General features: G+C 68.3%; 11 protein-coding genes. 8 read left to right on the top strand and 3 right to left on the bottom strand.

Annotation, left to right across the window (positions count from 1 at the left end; genetic code table 11):
- Both AB0K09_RS16555 and AB0K09_RS16550 read left to right on the top strand, forming a co-directional pair.
- On the top strand, positions 1-188 hold a 188-nt coding region (locus AB0K09_RS16555), incomplete at its 5' end, for a hypothetical protein (protein ID WP_366066077.1).
- Positions 189-231: 43 nt separating this feature from the next.
- Complete coding sequence (locus AB0K09_RS16550; RefSeq protein ID WP_366066076.1) at positions 232-987, top strand: DUF4239 domain-containing protein; 756 nt, start codon at positions 232-234, stop codon at positions 985-987.
- Here the strand turns inward: AB0K09_RS16550 and AB0K09_RS16545 are convergent.
- Positions 965-2,266 (bottom strand): cytochrome P450, encoded by a 1,302-nt coding sequence (locus tag AB0K09_RS16545; protein WP_366066075.1) that lies wholly within the window; start codon positions 2,264-2,266, stop codon positions 965-967. The genes AB0K09_RS16550 and AB0K09_RS16545 overlap by 23 nt on opposite strands.
- Positions 2,267-2,492: 226 nt before the next feature.
- Here AB0K09_RS16545 and egtA point away from each other — a divergent pair, with 226 nt between their 5' ends.
- The 5 genes from egtA (at position 2,493) to AB0K09_RS16520 (ending at position 7,127) form a co-directional block, all read left to right on the top strand.
- Positions 2,493-3,785, top strand: a complete 1,293-nt coding sequence (gene egtA / locus AB0K09_RS16540) for an ergothioneine biosynthesis glutamate--cysteine ligase EgtA (RefSeq protein WP_366066074.1) — start codon at positions 2,493-2,495, stop codon at positions 3,783-3,785.
- Positions 3,782-5,107 (top strand): ergothioneine biosynthesis protein EgtB, encoded by a 1,326-nt coding sequence (gene egtB, locus AB0K09_RS16535; protein WP_366066073.1) that lies wholly within the window; start codon positions 3,782-3,784, stop codon positions 5,105-5,107. The genes egtA and egtB overlap by 4 nt, the downstream gene beginning before the upstream one ends.
- On the top strand, positions 5,107-5,862 hold the full coding sequence (gene egtC, locus AB0K09_RS16530; RefSeq protein WP_366066072.1) for an ergothioneine biosynthesis protein EgtC: 756 nt from the start codon (positions 5,107-5,109) through the stop codon (positions 5,860-5,862). Before egtB ends, egtC begins: the two co-directional genes overlap by 1 nt.
- On the top strand, positions 5,859-6,824 hold the full coding sequence (gene egtD / locus AB0K09_RS16525) for an L-histidine N(alpha)-methyltransferase (protein ID WP_366066071.1): 966 nt from the start codon (positions 5,859-5,861) through the stop codon (positions 6,822-6,824). The genes egtC and egtD overlap by 4 nt, the downstream gene beginning before the upstream one ends.
- A gap of 87 nt (positions 6,825-6,911) precedes the next feature.
- Entirely contained in the window at positions 6,912-7,127 is a 216-nt protein-coding gene (locus AB0K09_RS16520; RefSeq protein ID WP_366066070.1) for a dodecin, read from the top strand.
- A 175-nt stretch (positions 7,128-7,302) separates the two neighbouring features.
- On the opposite strand, the gene AB0K09_RS16515 is transcribed toward AB0K09_RS16520, so the two are convergent.
- Entirely contained in the window at positions 7,303-11,580 is a 4,278-nt protein-coding gene (locus AB0K09_RS16515; protein ID WP_366066069.1) for an FG-GAP-like repeat-containing protein, read from the bottom strand.
- Positions 11,581-11,984: 404 nt separating this feature from the next.
- Positions 11,985-12,479, bottom strand: coding sequence for a hypothetical protein (locus tag AB0K09_RS16510; protein WP_366066068.1), 495 nt, complete (start codon positions 12,477-12,479; stop codon positions 11,985-11,987).
- On the opposite strand from AB0K09_RS16510, the gene AB0K09_RS16505 reads away from it, so the two are divergent.
- A partial coding sequence (locus AB0K09_RS16505; protein ID WP_366066067.1) for a hypothetical protein occupies positions 12,469-16,974 on the top strand: 4,506 nt, incomplete at its 3' end. The two genes, AB0K09_RS16510 and AB0K09_RS16505, sit on opposite strands and share 11 nt — an antisense overlap.

Here is a 16,974-nt window from a genome sequence, read left to right as displayed (position 1 = left end):
CGAGGCCCGCGCGCCCGGCGTCCCCCCGGCGCCCCGCCTACCGGAGTTCCCTCAAAGCCCTGAGCAAGCCGCAGGCACACGGCACTTCGCTCGTCACCTTCACCCTGGTGCTCACCGCCCCGGCCATCCTGGCCGCCGCCCTCCTGCGCCCCCGCGGCGGCGGTCGCGGCGGCCGTCGCGGCCGCTGACGCGGTCCGCCCCGGCCCACTGCCCGAATTCCGGAGGTTCCCCTTGTCCGAGTGGCTGGTACTGGTCATCGCCATGGCCGCCGCCTGCGCCGTCGTCCTGAGCATCACGGTCCTGCGCGAACGCAGAGTCGGGGAGGACTTCGACCCGACGGAGACCCCCGACGTCATCGAGTACATGACGATGATGATCGGCGTGGTCTACGCCATCGTGCTGGGCCTGGCCATCGCCGGGGTCTGGGAGGCCCGCACCAGTGCCCAGGACACCGTCCGCGCCGAGGCCCAGGCGCTCCACGAGGTCTCCGAGCGCGTGCAGGCGTACGCCCCGGACGCCCGCGACCGCATCCGCAAGGACGTCGACGCCTACGTCAGCCAGGTGGTGCGCAAGGAGTGGCCCGTGATGCTGGAGGAGGGCCGGCTCACCGACCGGGGCACCGAGCTGCTCGACAAGGTGCGCCAGGATGTCACCGCCTACCAGCCGCGGGACGACCACGAGAGCCAGTCGTACCAGCCGCTGCTCGACCAGGTCGCCGCGGCGGACGCGGCACGCAACTCCCGCGCGCAGAACGCCGGTCCGACCATGCCGGGCGTGGTGTGGTTCGGGCTGATCGCGGGTGCGCTGGTGGCCGTCGGGCTGATCTTCACGCTGCAGATCCGGCGCTCGGCGCGCGAGCTGCTGCTGGCCGGGCTCTACAGCGCGCTCATCGCCTTCCTGCTGTTCCTCATCTGGGACTTCAACTCGCCCTTCGGGCACGAGGTGGACGACGTCACGGCCCCGTTCACCGATCTGTTCGCCATCTGACCGGCAAGGTCTTCAGCCCGTTCTGCAGATTGGAGACCAGCCGGACCGGCTCCCCCGCCCGCTCCAGGCCGGGCAGCCGGTCCACCGCCGTGCGCAGCACGGCCCGCAGCTGCATGCGCGCCAGCCGCGCCCCCAGGCAGAAGTGCGGGCCGTGCCCGAAACTGAGGTGGTCGTTGGGCGTGCGGGTGATGTCGAAGCGGTCCGGGTCGGGGAAGACCCGCTCGTCGCGGTTGGCCGACGCGTGGTAGACGACGACCTTCTCGCCGCGCCGGATGCGCACCCCGCCCAGCTCGGTGTCGCACGCGGCCGTCCGCCGGAAGTCCATGACGGGCGGCCAGTGGCGCAGCACCTCCTCCACGGCCGAGTCGGTCAGTTCCGGCCGGGTGCGGAAGAGTTCGTACTGCTCCGGATGGTCGAGCAGGGTCAGCAGCCCGCCCGGGATCCCGTTGCGTACCGTCTCGTTGCCCGCCACCGCGAGGAGGAAGAACATGGTCTCGAACTCCTCGCGGGTCAGGCCCGCTTCGCGCATGCGCGCCATGACGCTGCCCGGGCGCGGGGCGCCGGCCAGTGCGTGGGCGTAGTGGAACATGTCGGTCAGCGCCTCGCGGGACCGCGGGTTCAGCGGTGAGCCGTCGGGGCGGACACGGCGGTCCGGACGGCGGGCGAGCGCGGCGCGTCCCATCGGGCTGAGCATCGCGGGATCGACGGTGCTGGACCAGGCGTGGTCGGCGTCCTGGTATCCGATGACGCGGTTCGACCAGTCGTACAGCAGCCCGCCGTCCTCCTCCGGGACGCCCATGACGTGGGCGAGCGTCCACACGGGCAGACCGGCGGTCAGCCGTACGAAGTCCGCCTCGCCCCGGCCCGCCACGTCCGCGATCAGCTGCTCCGCCCGCGCCTCGACGCGCTCCTGAAGCTCCCGCAGGGCGCGCGGGGCGAAGGCCGAGGCGACGATGCGGCGCAGCCGGGAGTGCGCAGGCGGGTCCTGGTTGAGCATCATGGTGCGGACGAAGGCCAGGTCCGCCTCGGTGTCGGGGTCGCGGATCTGGGTGGCGCCCAGGTGCGAGGAGAAGACCTCGGGTGTGCGCAGGACGTGCTTGACGTCCGCGTGGCGGAAGACCGCCCAGTAGCCGGGGCCGGCGGGCCAGGGCCCGACGGCCGGCTCGGGCACCCAGCAGACCGGGCCGGCGTCCCGTAACGCGCGGAAGAGCCCGTACGGAACACCTCGGGCATAGGTGGCGGGGTCGAACACTTCGACGATGGAGGGGTGTGCCGTCACCCGCGGACCGTACGTCTCCCTCTGGCGGGCGCGTCAAGGGGTCGCCACAATGTGCGCGTGACATCCGGCCCGCGACAGCACGCGGATCACTCTGACGGCGGACGGCGGGGAGGACCCGGCGGCCCGTCCCACCACGGTCTCCGCGTTCCCCGGCCGAAGGCCCCCTTGAGCGCGCTGCCCGCAAGGGCTTAGCTGGTAGGGCCGACTCCGACAGGAGGTACCGAGCATGACCGACGGCAAGCCCGAGAGGGAAGGTTTCGCCGGGCCGGTCGGTGAGGACGAGGCGGAGGCGTTCCTCCGCGGCATCTGCTTCAAGACCGGTCCGCCCCGGCTGCTGGGTGCCGAGCTGGAATGGCTCGTCCACGACCTGCACGACCCCACCCGCCCCGTCGCCCCGCCCCGGCTGGCGGCGGCCGCCGACCGCATGCGGGCCCTGCCCCTGCGATCGCTCCTGACCATCGAACCCGGCGGCCAGATCGAGTTCAGCTCGCTCCCCACCGACAGCCTCGCCGGGTGCGTGGCGGACCTCTCCGCCGATCTCGCCCTCGCCCGCGCCGCACTGCGCGAGCTGGACCTGGTTCTCGCCGGGTACGGCAAGGAACCCTGGTTCCTGCCGGGTCGCGTCATCCGCGACCAGCGCTACGACGCCATGGAGATCTACTACGACCGGTGGAACAGCGCCGGCCGTACGATCATGTGCCGCACGGCCTCCGTCCAGGTCTGCCTGGACGCCGGGCTGGAGGAGCCCGGGCCGCTCGGCTACGGGCGGCGCTGGCGGCTCGCGCACCTGCTGGGCGCGGTCCTGGCCGCCTCCTTCGCCAATTCGCCGCTGCACCTGGGGCGCCCGACCGGGTGGCGGTCCACCCGGCAGGCCTGCTACGCCCACATGGACCCGGGCCGCACCCTGGCGCCGCCGGAGGACCTCGAACCGCGCGCCGCCTGGGCGACGTACGTCCTGGACTCACCGGTGATGCTGGTGCGCTCCGGCGACGAACGGCCGTGGGACTCACCCCAGGGGCTCAACGTGCGCCGCTGGGCGCGCTCCGGGCGGCCCCGGCCGCTCACCCCGGACGACCTCACCTACCATCTGACCACGCTGTTCCCGCCCATCCGGCCCCGCGGCCACCTGGAACTGCGCATGATCGACGCGCAGCCCGGTGACGACGGCTGGGTGGTGCCCCTGGCCGTGGCCACGGCCCTGTTCGACGATCCGCAGGCCGCCGAGGCCGCCTACCGGACGGTCAAGGCACTCACGGACACCGCGGGCCGCGACCCGACCCCGCGCAACCGCCTCTGGCTGAACGCGGCCCGCTACGGTCTGGCCGATCCCGAGCTGCACGCCGCCGCCGTCATCTGCTTCGACCTCGCCCGCGAGGCCCTGCCCCGGCTGGGGTGCCCGCCCGCGGTCCTGACGGCCGTCGACGAGTTCGTCGCCCGCTACGTGGACCGGCGCCGATGTCCCGCCGACGATCTGCTCGACCTCGTCACGGGCGCCACCGGCAAGGAGAACCGCCCATGACGGCCCCCGGACCGGCCCCCGACGCCCTCCGGCGGCACGCCGTGCACGCCCTGCTCACCGCCCGGGAGCGGACGCGGGGCCTGACCGAGTGCGTCGACGAGCGCGAACTGACCACCCAGCACTCGCCGCTGATGTCCCCGCTGGTGTGGGACCTCGCGCACATCGGCAACCAGGAGGAGCTGTGGCTGCTGCGCGCCGTCGGCGGGCAGCAGGCCCTGCGCCCCGAGATCGACGACCTCTACGACGCGTTCGAACACCCCCGGGCCGAACGCCCCTCGCTGCCGCTGCTGCCGCCGGCGGAGGCCCGCGCGTACGTCACGGACGTCCGGGACCGGGCCCTGGACGTGCTGGACGCGGCCCCCGACGACGGCGGCCCGCTGCTGGCGGGCGGCTTCGCCTTCGGCATGGTCGCGCAGCACGAGCAGCAGCACGACGAGACGATGCTCATCACCCACCAGCTGCGCCGGGGACCCGCCGTCCTCTCGGCGCCCGACCCACCGCCGGCCGCCCCGGACACCGCGACGCTGCCGGCGGAGGTCCTGGTGGACGGGGGCCCGTTCACCATGGGCACCTCCACCGAGCCCTGGGCCCTGGACAACGAGCGCCCCGCCCACCACCGGTTCGTGCCCGCCTTCTTCATCGACACCCTGCCCGTGAGCAACGGCGCGTACCTGCGCTTCGTCGAGGACGGCGGCTACGGGGACCCCCGCTGGTGGGATCCCGTCGGCTGGGAGCAGGTGCGCCGCCACGGGCTCGCCGCCCCGCTGTTCTGGCGGTGCGAGGGCGGCAGCTGGATCCGGCGGCGCTTCGGCGTCACCGAGCCGGTGCCGCCGGACGAGCCGGTGCTGCACGTGAGCTGGTACGAGGCCGCGGCGTACGCGGCGTGGGCGGGCCGGCGGCTGCCCACGGAGGCCGAGTGGGAGAAGGCCGCCCGCCACGACCCGTCCTCCGGCCGCTCCCGGCGCTATCCCTGGGGTGACGCGGATCCCACCCCCGACCGCGCCAACCTCGGCCAGCGCCATCTGCGCCCGGCGCCCGTCGGCGCGTACCCGCGCGGCGACTCGCCGCTGGGCGTGCGGCAGCTGATCGGTGACGTGTGGGAGTGGACGTCCAGCGACTTCCTGCCGTATCCGGGCTTTCGCGCCTTCCCCTACCGGGAGTACTCGGAGGTGTTCTTCGGGCGCCGCTACAAGGTGCTGCGGGGCGGTTCCTTCGGCGTGGACCCGGTCGCCTGCCGGGGCACCTTCCGCAACTGGGACCTGCCGGTCCGCCGGCAGATCTTCTCCGGCTTCCGCACGGCACGCGACGCGGAACCCGTCTGATGTGCCGCCACCTGGCCGCCGTGGGTCCCGAGGCACCCATCGGCGCGGTCCTCGTCGAGCCCGCGTACGCCCTCGTCCGGCAGGCGTGGGCACCTCGCATGCAGCGCAGCGGCACGGTCAACGCGGACGGCTTCGGCGTCGGCTGGTACGCGGCGGGTGACCCCGCCCCGGCCCGTTACCGCCGGGCCGGTCCGATCTGGGCCGACCTGTCCTTCGCCGACCTCGCCCGGGTGGTCCGGACCCGGGCGCTGCTCGCCGCGGTGCGGGACGCGACCGTGCCGAGCGCGGACGCGGAGGCGTCCGTGGCGCCCTTCACGGCCGGGCCGTGGCTGTTCAGCCACAACGGCGCGGTGACCGGCTGGCCGCGCACCACGGCCCCGCTCGCCGCCGGGCTCCCCGCGGAGCTGCTGCTGGACATGGAGGCGCGGTGCGACGCCGCGTTCGTATGGGCGCTGGTGCGCCACCGGCTGGCCCTCGGCGACCCGCCGGGCCGGGCCCTGGCCGGCACGGTCACCACGCTCGCCCGGGCCGCGCCCGGCTCCCGCCTCAACCTGCTGCTGACCGACGGCACGTCCGTCCTCGCGACCGCCTGGGGCGACAGCCTGTGGTACCGCACGGGCCACCCGGGCCCCACGGTCGTGGCCTCCGAACCCTACGACGACGATCCGCGCTGGACGGAGATACCCGACCGGACCCTCCTGACCGCCGACCCCACCGACGTCACGCTCGTTCCGCTCAAGGAGCCCAGTCAGTGAGCCCGTTCGTCATGACCCGCACCCTTCCCCTCGACGCGACCGCCGCCGCGCTGCGCGCGGACGTCGGCGAGGGGCTCACCCGGTGCCCCAAGGAAATCCCCCCGAAGTGGTTCTACGACGCACGCGGCAGCGAACTGTTCGACGAGATCACGCTGCTGCCCGAGTACTACCCGACCCGCGCCGAGCGGGAGATCCTCATCACCCGCGCCGGCGACATCGCCGCGGCCACCGGCGCCCGCACCCTCATCGAGCTGGGTTCCGGCTCGTCGGACAAGACCCGCCACCTCCTGCGCGCCCTCACCGCGCTGGACCACTACGTCCCGGTCGACGTCAGCGAGAGCGCCCTGACGGGCGCGTCCCGCACGCTGCTCGCCGAGCATCCGGGCCTGACCGTGCACGCGCTGGTCGCCGACTTCCAGCACGGGCTCGCCCTGCCCGACGTGCCGGGGCCACGCCTGGTCGCCTTCCTGGGCGGCACCATCGGCAACCTGCGGCCGTCCGAACGACGTACCTTCCTGTCCGCCGTCCGCGCCGGCCTGGCCCCCGGTGACGCGCTGCTGCTGGGCACCGACCTGGTCAAGGACGAGGCCGTCCTCGTCGCCGCCTACGACGACGCGACGGGGGTGACGGCCGCCTTCAACAAGAACGTCCTGTCCGTCATCAACCGCGAGCTCGGCGCGGACTTCGACCCGGACGACTTCGACCATGTCGCCCGGTGGGACGCCCGCAGCGAGTGGATCGAGATGCGGCTGCGCGCCCGCGCCGACCTCGTCGCCAAGATCCCCGCCCTCGACCTGGCGGTGCCGTTCGGGCGGGGCGAGGAGATGCGCACCGAGATCTCCGCCAAGTTCCGCCCGGAGGGCGTCCGCCGGGAACTGGCGGCGGCGGGCCTGGACCTCACCCACTGGTGGACGGACGGGGAGGGCCGCTTCGCCCTCTCCCTGTCCACACCGGCCGGATGAGAGCGAGTGAGCCCGTCGGCGCATCCCACCTCGCGCCCGCCCGCCGGGTGCCGCACCGTGGAAGGAGGTCCCGGCGAAGGAGAGGGCATGTCCAACCACACGTACCGCGTGACCGAGATCGTCGGCTCTTCGCCGGACGGCATCGACCAGGCCGTCCGCAACGGCATCGCGCGCGCCTCCCAGACCCTCCGCAACCTGGACTGGTTCGAGGTGACGCAGATCAGAGGCCAGCTCGCCGAGGGCGGGATCGCGCACTACCAGGTGGGCCTGAAGGTCGGCTTCCGGCTGGAGGACGGCGAATAGGGGGCCGTCCAGCGAGCTGCCGGTCGGCCCTTCACACACGGTCTCATAAGCCGATCGACCCGCCATCAGCCCCGTAGGGAGCCGGATGGCGGGCCGAAAGCCGACGTCAGGCGGGCGTATCAGCAAACATTTGTGCACCAGTCTGCGCTGTCAACGCCTTGGGCGCGGGGCCCGCTCATGATCCGAACCAGTCGTCGTTCGTGTAACTGTTGATCTCCCGGGACCTGGCCCATGTCCAGTAGTTGGGCGAGGTTCCCCAGCCGGTAGCAGCATCTCCGAAACGGCCGTCCGGTTGGGTGAGCCAGGTGTACATGCGAATGCTGCCGTCGGTCATTCCGTACAGCGCCCCTAGATCATCTCGTCCGTCACCGTCGTAGTCCCCGACGACGACATGCATGCGACGCGCTATGAACTTGCCGGCCGGCGCCTCCCAGGACGTCACCGGAGTCGCAAACCTCACCGCTGGCGTGCCGAGACTGAGCATGGTGGCAAGCCCCACGTGACCATCGGCGAAGTCGTACCAGTAGGCGAGGTCGTCCCGCCCGTCACCGTTGAAGTCGCCGGCACGGAGCCGGTAGCGCTCCCAGGAGCCCCACTCTCCGTTCACCGCGGCCCATGCCTGCACTGGGTCCGCAAATCCCCCACCGGGCCGAGCGGCGAAGACATGCATGACCATTTTGCCTTCACCGGAGTTATACAGCGCTCCGACATCGTCACGCCCGTCGCCATTGAAGTCGCCAGTGACGAACTTCATAAGCCTTACGTCCCACCGGTCGTCCAGGGCCGTGTACGAGCTGAACGGATCGTTGAAACCACCTCGAACGTCCGAGGTAAAGGTCCACAGACGGTCGGAGCCGTCGCTGGCGTTGTACCAGACAGCGACGTCGTCGCGCCCATCCCCGTTGAAGTCACCCGCTTCAAGCGTCATCCGGTCGAAGTACCAGCCGCCTGAGCTGCTCCACGAGGCGAAGGGTGCGCCGAATGTCCCGTCGGCCTTACCAAGGAAGGTGAACAGCTTTTCCTTCCCGTCGAGGTAATTACGGAGCACTGCCACATCACCCCGTCCGTCGCCATTGAAGTCGCCTGTGACGAACTGCAGCGCTGAGGCCTCCCAGTCGCCCGGGATCGCGCGGTAGGCAGGGGTCGGCTCTTTGAGCGCACCGCTGCTGCCGGCGAGAAAGGTGTTCATGACAGCGCCGCCGTCGGCGAAGGCGTACCAGTTGGCCAGGTCGCTGCGCCCGTCACCGTTGTAGTCGTGCCGGGTCGCGGTACCACTGCTCCAAAGTGCCTGCCCCTTGACGTTGTAGATCACCAGGCTTCCGCGATCCTGGAGCAAGGCGTAGCCACCGGCGGCCGATGTCCTGCTCTCCCAGAGCACGGTGACACCGTCAGCCTTGTAGACCCTCAGGTTTCCGTCACTCTGCATGATCGCCTTGGCGCCCGGATTGTCGCCCGTGCCCGTGGACCACAGTTGTTTCTGGGAATTGCTCATGATGACGAGATTGCCATCATTGCGCATGGTCAGCTTGGCCGACCTCGAGGTGAAGGTGTCCCCTGCGTTGAGCGTGGTGCCCGCCGGGATGCGTGACCCTCCGGTCACTCCGTCGATGACGACGGTCTCGCCGAACCCTGCGACTTCGGCCCCGGACTTCTTACCGGACCAGCCGACCATGGTGTTGTCCGTCTTGCGTGCCCAGAGATCCGGGATCCCGTCGCCAGTGACGTCACCGGACGACCCGACAGCCGGGTATTCGGCCGCGGTAACTCCGTATCCCACCTTGACTCGGGTCCCGGTCCCCCACGTAGCAGGGTTGAGGACGCCTTTCTTCTCCCCCTCCTTGCCGTAGGTCCGGAAGACGTCACCAGTGGAGTTGTCGCGGAGCCAGAGGTCAGCAAACCCGTCACCGTTGAGGTCCCCGGGCGCCACAACGGTGAACTTCCCCCAGTCAGCCCCTCCGATCAGGACAGGTGCCTCGACCTTGTCCAGGAACTTCGAGGCGCGGTCGCCGTAGTAGGCCCAGAGGAGGTTACCCTCCTTGACCAGTAGATCCGGATTGCCGTCACCATTGATGTCTCCGGGCGCGATGATCTGATCGGCGTCACGCCAGTGATCGTCCGCCGTTGCGCACCCGGCCGGGTCCTCGTCGCTGCCGGGCGTCTTGTCGGGACAGACCACTTGCAGAGGTCGTTTGCCGTCGTTGTAGTCGACAGTGGCGATGCCGAAGCCGTTGTTGGGATAGACCCACAAGCGCTTGCGTTTGACTGCGGCGTCGTACTCGAGAGCTACCAGGTCGGTGTATCCATCGCCACCCCAGTCGCCGCGGAAGGCGACCTGCGTACCGTCGAAGGACTGCCCTCCGTTCATGGCAGCCGAGAACTGACCGTTCCCCTGCCCGGCATACGTGAGCAGCGTGCCGTTGGAGTCGATGTTCCAGATGTCGCTGTTCGTGTCACCGTTGACGTCGTTCGGACCGTCACGCTCCGTCGACCGGGCCGCGTAGTAGACGTACGTTGCCGTATCCGAACGATTCTTCGCCTTGTCAATGCTGAAGGCATAGATGAAATGAGGTCCGTAGCCTGGCGGCTTGAACGACGGCGGCGAGGTCTTGACCGAGGAGGCATCGATGTACTTCACCGCGGGGTCGTAGTCCGTGAACCACCCGTACTGAACCACGTCAGTGGCCCCGTTCGGCGACAGGGTGAAACGACCTGTGGTGCGCGCCTTCCCGGTGTTCGGTGGCCAACCATTCTCTCCGGAAGGAAACTCGACGGAGCTGATCTGCGGCGGGTTGGACGGACGAGTCCGGTCCACAGAGAACTTGCACACCGGGCTCCATGCGGACGTCGCGCCGTCCGAGTCCTTGGCCCGCACCTTCCACTGGTAGTCACCGGTCGGCACCTTGGCATCGGGCAAGGCCAGTGTTACTGTCCGCCCCTTCGCCGCGCTGATGGACTCGTCCACGACGGGGGTGTCGGATCCGGTCTTGAACAGCTGGAACTGGGCAGTGAGATTACCGGCGTCGGGATCATCGACCGTGGCATACAGGGCGACATTTGTGCCGCCTATGTATCCACCCTTGTCGCACGAAGTCCGCGGATTCGTCCCGAGGCCTTTCGGAACTGCGGGCGGATGATTGTACTTTACCTCGAGCGTTGCCGTCTTGGCATCGAACTTCTTCCATCCGAATGTGTCGCCCTCATCGGAAGCGTACATACCGAATGTGACGCTCGACCATTTTTTTGCAGCCGCCTCCTGCACCTTGCTCTTGGCGTTGAACTCCAGGTTACCGGCGGGACAGTCGTTGCTTCCACGCCAGCCCTTCGCGTCATTGACCGTGTCCAGTTTGGCAAGCTTCGCAGGCTGCCGGTTCCACGTCGTCCTGCTCGATATCGGCCCTGTGTGCCACAGTTCAACCGGTCGCGCGTTGCAGGACCACGACCATACGTTCTTGATCCGGAAGGTGGCGTCCAGAATCTGTGCGCCCCGCAGGTCACCCGTACTCATCTGAAAAAAGGACCGGGAGAGGCCGTACGTTTCGTTCTCGTACCCGACGCGGGCGACTTCCTTCGCATTCCAGAAGGAACTGTCCGGATACTTCCGGTAGACCCTGGCCCAGTTTTCTCTTTGACCCCACGCCCAGGACGGGTCGATGTAGACCGGGTACTGCGTATCCGCTCCGGTCAGCAGGTTCTGGTCCGGCGTGATCTGCAGGGTATCCCCGGCCACACTGGTTGGCATTTTGGCGTCCTTGGCCCCCGGCGCAGGCTCGAACACCTCGCCCGGATCGCCGGCGGCGGCAACCGCGCTCCTCGCCTTACCCAGAGACGGGCTGCCGGCCGAGGTCGAGTCCCACATGAGTGGAGTCGGGCTGCTGAAGACGGTTTGCCCTGCCGGGTTCGTAGCAGTGAGGCTGCCGGTCTCCGAATCCGTGGACACCGAGAGGCCCACAGTGTCCATTTTGAACTTCAGGGCGGCCAGCCGCGGGTCCTTGGCTGCCTCTGCGGACTTGACCACGATCAGCTGCGAAAAGCCCTCGACTTCCGCCTTGAGCTGCAGGTCGACGCCGGGCAGGATCTCGGCGTAGGTGGCCACGTTGGCCAGCAGCGTCGGCTTCGGCAACGGGGTGGGCCAGGAGAGGGTGAGCGTCCGGCCGTCCTTGACCCCGGAAAGCATCGGCCCCGTTCCTCCACCGGAGAACTTCACCGCGACGTTGGACGCCTTGGGCACCACCGCACCGTCTTCGTTGAAGACCAGGCTCGGGTCGGTCGGCACCCAGGCCCCCGAGCGCCACAAGCGGACAGGCGAGCCGTACCGCCTCACCGAAAAAGTGCCGTCCGGCTGCGCCCAGGTGTCCGACGACTCCGCTCGGGCCGATAACAACTCGGCGGGCTTCCCTGTCGACTTCGCTTCCTGAAGCGTCTTGTCCTCGTCGCTGACCGAGCCGTCGTCCACAGCGAGCCGATCCGCGGGCGAGACCGACCTCGCCACCGGCCTCCCGGCCGCTGCGGCGGTTACCGGGAGAAGCATCGCCTGGTACGCGACCCCGCATACCACTCCCATGGCCATCAACCTCGTTCTTCGCCGTCGGCCCGGCGGCCTTGCACCAGTTGCTGCGAGCACCACGTTCTCCTTCCGGAAGGCTGAAAATTGCTGCGGAGACTCTATATGCGCATCTCATGATTGCAACGGACACCCTTTCGGCCATTCCCCTCCGCTCCTCGGCATTTGTGGCTCAGAATCCACTGCGTAAAACAGGGCAAACGGGCCCTACTTGTGCAAAGTCAAGGCGTGAGCGGGCGAAACAGGGGATGACCACCTCTTGGTCGCACTGTTACTGTGCGCCGGTCATTTTTGGATTACGCAAGGGGGTGGAGCGTGAGCCGTAGAAGCATGCGCTGGATGGCGGCCTCAGCCGCCGTCGCGGCGCTCACGACTTTACTGCCGACCCAGTCGGCAGTTGCCTTATCACCATCCAGACCGAGCCTGCCCTCGGTCAAACAACCCAAGCCGGTGCCGGTCAAACCGGCAGTCACCGATCGCGCATCGCGACCGGATGCAGCCGCCCGTGCCTGGAAAGCACCGAAGGTCTCGTGGCCCTCGGCATCCAGCGCGGAGATCAGTCTGAACCCCGGAATTTCAAATTCCGCAGGTGGGCAGTCAGAGAAACGATTGGACGCAAACCCGAAGTCGCCGTCACACCCTACTTTGAAACGTGCTGGAGCACTGCCCGTCGCCGTTGCTCCCGCGGACGGTGCCCCACCGACGACCACGTCCGTGAAGGTCTCGGTCGCCGACCGAGGCGCCACCCGCAAAGCAGGGGTGGACGGCATCCTGATGTCGATGACCCGCACGGATGCCTCATCCGGGTCCGCGCGCCTGCGGGTTCAAGTGGACTACTCGTCCTTCCGTGGCGCCTACGGAGGCGACTGGGCCTCCCGTCTGCGGCTCGTCCAGCTTCCGGCATGCGCGCTGACAGCGCCGGAGCGGCCCGAGTGCCGTGTCCGGACGCCGATCGCCACCACCAATGACGTCAAGTCCGGCAAGCTGACCGGCACCGTCGAAGCCGGGCCCGGGGCCACCGCTCCGGGGCCGCGGAGCGTGTCCGCTGCAAAGGCGACCGTGCTTGCCGCGGCAGCCGACTCCAAGGGGTCTTCGGGCGACTTCAAGGCAACCTCGCTCGAACCCTCCGGCACCTGGAGCGCCGGCGGTTCCTCCGGGGCGTTCACCTGGACCTACCCCGTCCCTGTACCCTCCGTCCCCGGCGCCCTGCAGCCCAAGGTCTCGCTGGGCTACTCCTCGCACAGTGTGGACGGGCGTACGGCAGCGTCCAACAACCAGGCTAGCTGGATCGGCGACGGCTGGTCGTGGGACCCGGGGTTCATCGAACGCCGCTACAAGCCATGCAACGATGACAAAGACGGCGGTAACAACAAGAGCAAGGTCGGCGACCTGTGCTGGTACAACGACAACGCCACGCTGTCGCTGGGCGGCAGGACCACCGAACTCGTCCACGACAAGGACAACAAGGGCTGGCACCCCGCCTCGGACTCCGGGGAAAAGGTCGAGAAGCTCACGGGGGCCGACAACGGGGACGACAACGGTGAGCACTGGAAGGTCACCACAGTCGACGGCACCCAGTACTTCTTCGGTCTGAACCGCCTTCCCGGCTGGAAGGACTCCGCCACCCCGGAGACGCACTCCGCGTGGACGGTCCCCGTCTTCGGCAACCAGCCCGGGGAGCCTTGCTACAAGACCTCGTTCGCCGACTCGTGGTGCCGGCAGGCATGGCGTTGGCAACTGGACTACGTCGTCGACACGCATGGCAACGCCATGGCGTTCCATTGGAAAACCGAGTCGAACAACTATGGGCGCAACGCTCCTGAGACTTCAGCGGGCAAGGCCACGCCCACCTCGTATATTCGTGGCGGGTGGCTGGACCACATCGACTACGGTTTGCGATCGGACTCCGTCTACACGGCCAAAGCCATGGGGCAGGTGCAGTTCGACGTCACCGAGCGTTGCCTTGAGAACTGCTCCACTTTCGACGAGGGCAACGCCAAGTACTGGCCTGACGTACCGTATGACCAGTACTGCAAGGACGGGGACAGCGAGTGCAAGGACAAGTACTCCCCCACCTTCTGGTCCCGTAAGCGTCTGACTTCGATCACCACGAAGATTCTCAACGGCGGGTCCTACACGGACGTGGACTCCTGGTCCCTGGAGCAGTCGTTCCCGCCCTCCGGCGATGGAGTGTCCACGCCGATGTGGCTAAAATCCATCACCCGAACCGGCAAGACGGGTGGCACGCTGACCATGCCTCCGGTGACTTTCGCCGGCGTTCAGCGCCCGAACCGGGTAGACAAGCTCGGGGACGGGTTGGCTCCCTTCGTACGGCTTCGTCTGTACCAGATCACCACCGAGACGGGTGGCACCATCGCGGTCGACTACTCCGAACCGGATTGCATCGCCGGCAGCTTGCCTGCTGCCGATGGCTCGAACACCACGCGCTGCTACCCCGTCAAATGGGCCTACGAGGGTGAGACCGCGAAGCAGGACTGGTTCAACTCCTACGTGGTGACCAAGGTTCTCGAGGGTGACAACCTCGCGGAGACGCCGGACAAGGTCACCGAATACACCTACCTCGACGGCGCGGCATGGGCCAAGAACGCTGACGAGTTGCTGAAGGAATCGGACCGGACGTTCTCCATCGCCCGCGGTTACGGCCGCGTGCAAACCAGGATCGGCACGGGAACCGGGCCGGAGAGAACCCTGACGGAGGCACGGTACTTCCGGGGAATCGATGGCAAGGACGTCAAGAACTCTGCCGGAGAGGCGGTGACCGATCGTGAGCAGTTCGCCGGCATGCTTCGCGAACAAGCCACCTACAACGGTGACGGAGGCCCGCTCGTCTCTGCCACTGCGTACACGCCATGGCGTTCCGCAGTCACCGCCTCACGTCCGCGCTCCGGCCTGCCGGCACTCGAGGCCTATCTCAAGGGCACCAAGGAGGAGACGACCCGCACCGCCACCTCCCGCGGTGAACGCAAGACCTCGTTGTCCCGAGTCTTCGACGATGTCGGAATGGTCACCGAGACGTCCGACGTCGGAGACGTGGACCGCACCGGAGACGAGCAGTGCACGAGAACCACATATGCCCGTAATGCCAGCACATGGCTGATGGACAAGGTGGCGCGCACGGAAACGCTCGCCGTAGCGTGCGATGCTCAGGCCAGCCGTCCGCGCGACGTCATCAGCGACATACGGACGTACTTCGACGGATCCTCCAGCCTGGCCGCAGCCCCGACCAAGGGCGACGTCAGCAAGTCCGACCGGATCAACGGCAAGGGTGACGGCTACGACACCGCGGGCACCACTCCGAGCACGTGCGGAGCCAAGAAGGACGAGCTCTGCTACGACATCTACGGTCGGATGCTGGCCTCGACCGACCCTTACGGCCAGACCACGACCACGGAGTACACCCCGGCCACGGGCGAGGCATCGGCCAAGTCGGTCGTCACCAATCCGCTCGGGCATCGGACCACGACAACCCTGAACCCGCTGCGGGGCCAGCCCGTCGAGGTGTCCGACGCCAACTCCCGGGTGACGACCACCGCATACGACGCACTCGGGCGGGTCACCAAAGTATGGACCCCGGCACGGCCGGCCGCGAACAACCCCGATACTCCCAGCTACGTCTTCGAGTACCTGATCCGAAACGACCGCCCCAGCGCTGTCAGCACGAAGTCGCTCAATTACAACAACGTCTATCAAACGTCGTACACCCTCTATGACGGGCTCTTACGGCCCAGGCAGACGCAGGCCCCGTCACCGGACGACTCCGGGCGTCTCATCACCGAGACGTTCTATGACAGCCGCGGGCAGGCCTGGCGCAATTCGGGTCAGTACTACGCCGACGGCAAGGCCGAGCCGGTCCTGGTGCTCGGTGAAGAGACCAAGTACCCGGCCTCCACGGATACCGTGTTCGACGGTGCGGGGCGCACCACGGCCGTGATCTCCCGGAAGTTCGGCGACGAGACCAAACGCACGACCACGAGTTACACAGGTGACACGACTACTGTCGTGCCGCCGAAGGGTGCCACGGCGACCACCACGGTCACTGACGCGCGCGGCCGGACCGTCGAACTGAAGCAGTACACCGATGCCGATCGCCAGAAGACCCAGTCCACTGCCTACGACTACGACAGTCTGGGGCGTCTCGTCCAGGTCACTGACCCATCCGGGGCGGCGTGGAAGTACCAGTACGATGCCCGCGGCCGCAAGACGCGCACCGAGGACCCCGACAAGGGTGCGACGGAAACGACGTACGACAAGGGCGACCGGGCCACTGATCTCAGGGATGCCCGAGGTGTCACCCTGCACACCGACTACGACGTACTCGGCCGGCGGACGGCTCTGTCCCAGGGGCAGACGAAGCTGGCGGAGTGGACGTACGACACCGCGGCGGGCGGCAAAGGACAGCCTGCAAGCGCCACCCGCTACGTGGACGGCTCCGCGTACATCAGCAGGACGACGGCCTACAGCAGCCTCTACAAACCCGCGTCCTCCGAGGTCACCGTGCCCGCTGCCGAGGGGGCCCTTGCAGGAACCTACAAGTGGTCCGTGGCCTACTACCACACGGGCCAGGTCAAGTGGACGCGCCAGCCGGCCGTCGGTGGACTGCCGCAGGAAGACCTGACTCCCGGATACACCTACAACGCCAGTCTCCCCGTCTCGCTGGCGGCAGGCACCGACGCCCTCATCTCCGCGGTGGGCTACGACCACTACGGGCGAGTGGTCAGAGAGGAGTTCGGCGAATTTGCCCGTCACCTCTACAACACCTATGAGTACGACGAACACACGAATGCGCTCACTCGCGCCGTCACGGATCGGGACACAGCGCCGCAGCGCGTGGAGGACACCCGGTATTCGTATGACGTCGCCGGCAACGTCGTCTCCATTTCCACAGGGTCCGGACAGGACTCCGACCGGGTGACCGACACCCAGTGCTTCATCACGGATGCCCTTCGTCGCATCACCGAGGCGTGGACCACGACAGACAAGTGTGCGACCAGTGCATCGGCTGCGGCCGTCGGCGGCCCGGACGCCTACTGGACGAGCTACACGTATGACGCCGTGGGAAACCGCAAGACCGAAGTCCAGCACAAGACGTCCAACGGCCCTACCGGTGACGTCACGCGCACCTATGCGGCCTCGGCCACGGGCAAGCACAACCTTCCGTCCGTCAGCCAGAACGGCCCGGGGGGCTCCAGCGAGGAGGTGTACAGCTACGACCAGGCCGGAAACACCATCAGCCGCAAGACGGGAAGCGGCTCCGGCCAAAAGCTG

Origin of the sequence: Streptomyces sp. NPDC049577 (assembly GCF_040675635.1) — a bacterium.
In the GTDB taxonomy this organism is placed as follows: Bacteria; Actinomycetota; Actinomycetes; order Streptomycetales; family Streptomycetaceae; genus Streptomyces.
The sequence above is the reverse complement of the archived record's forward strand: the minus strand, read 5'-3'. Positions and strand labels throughout refer to the sequence as shown.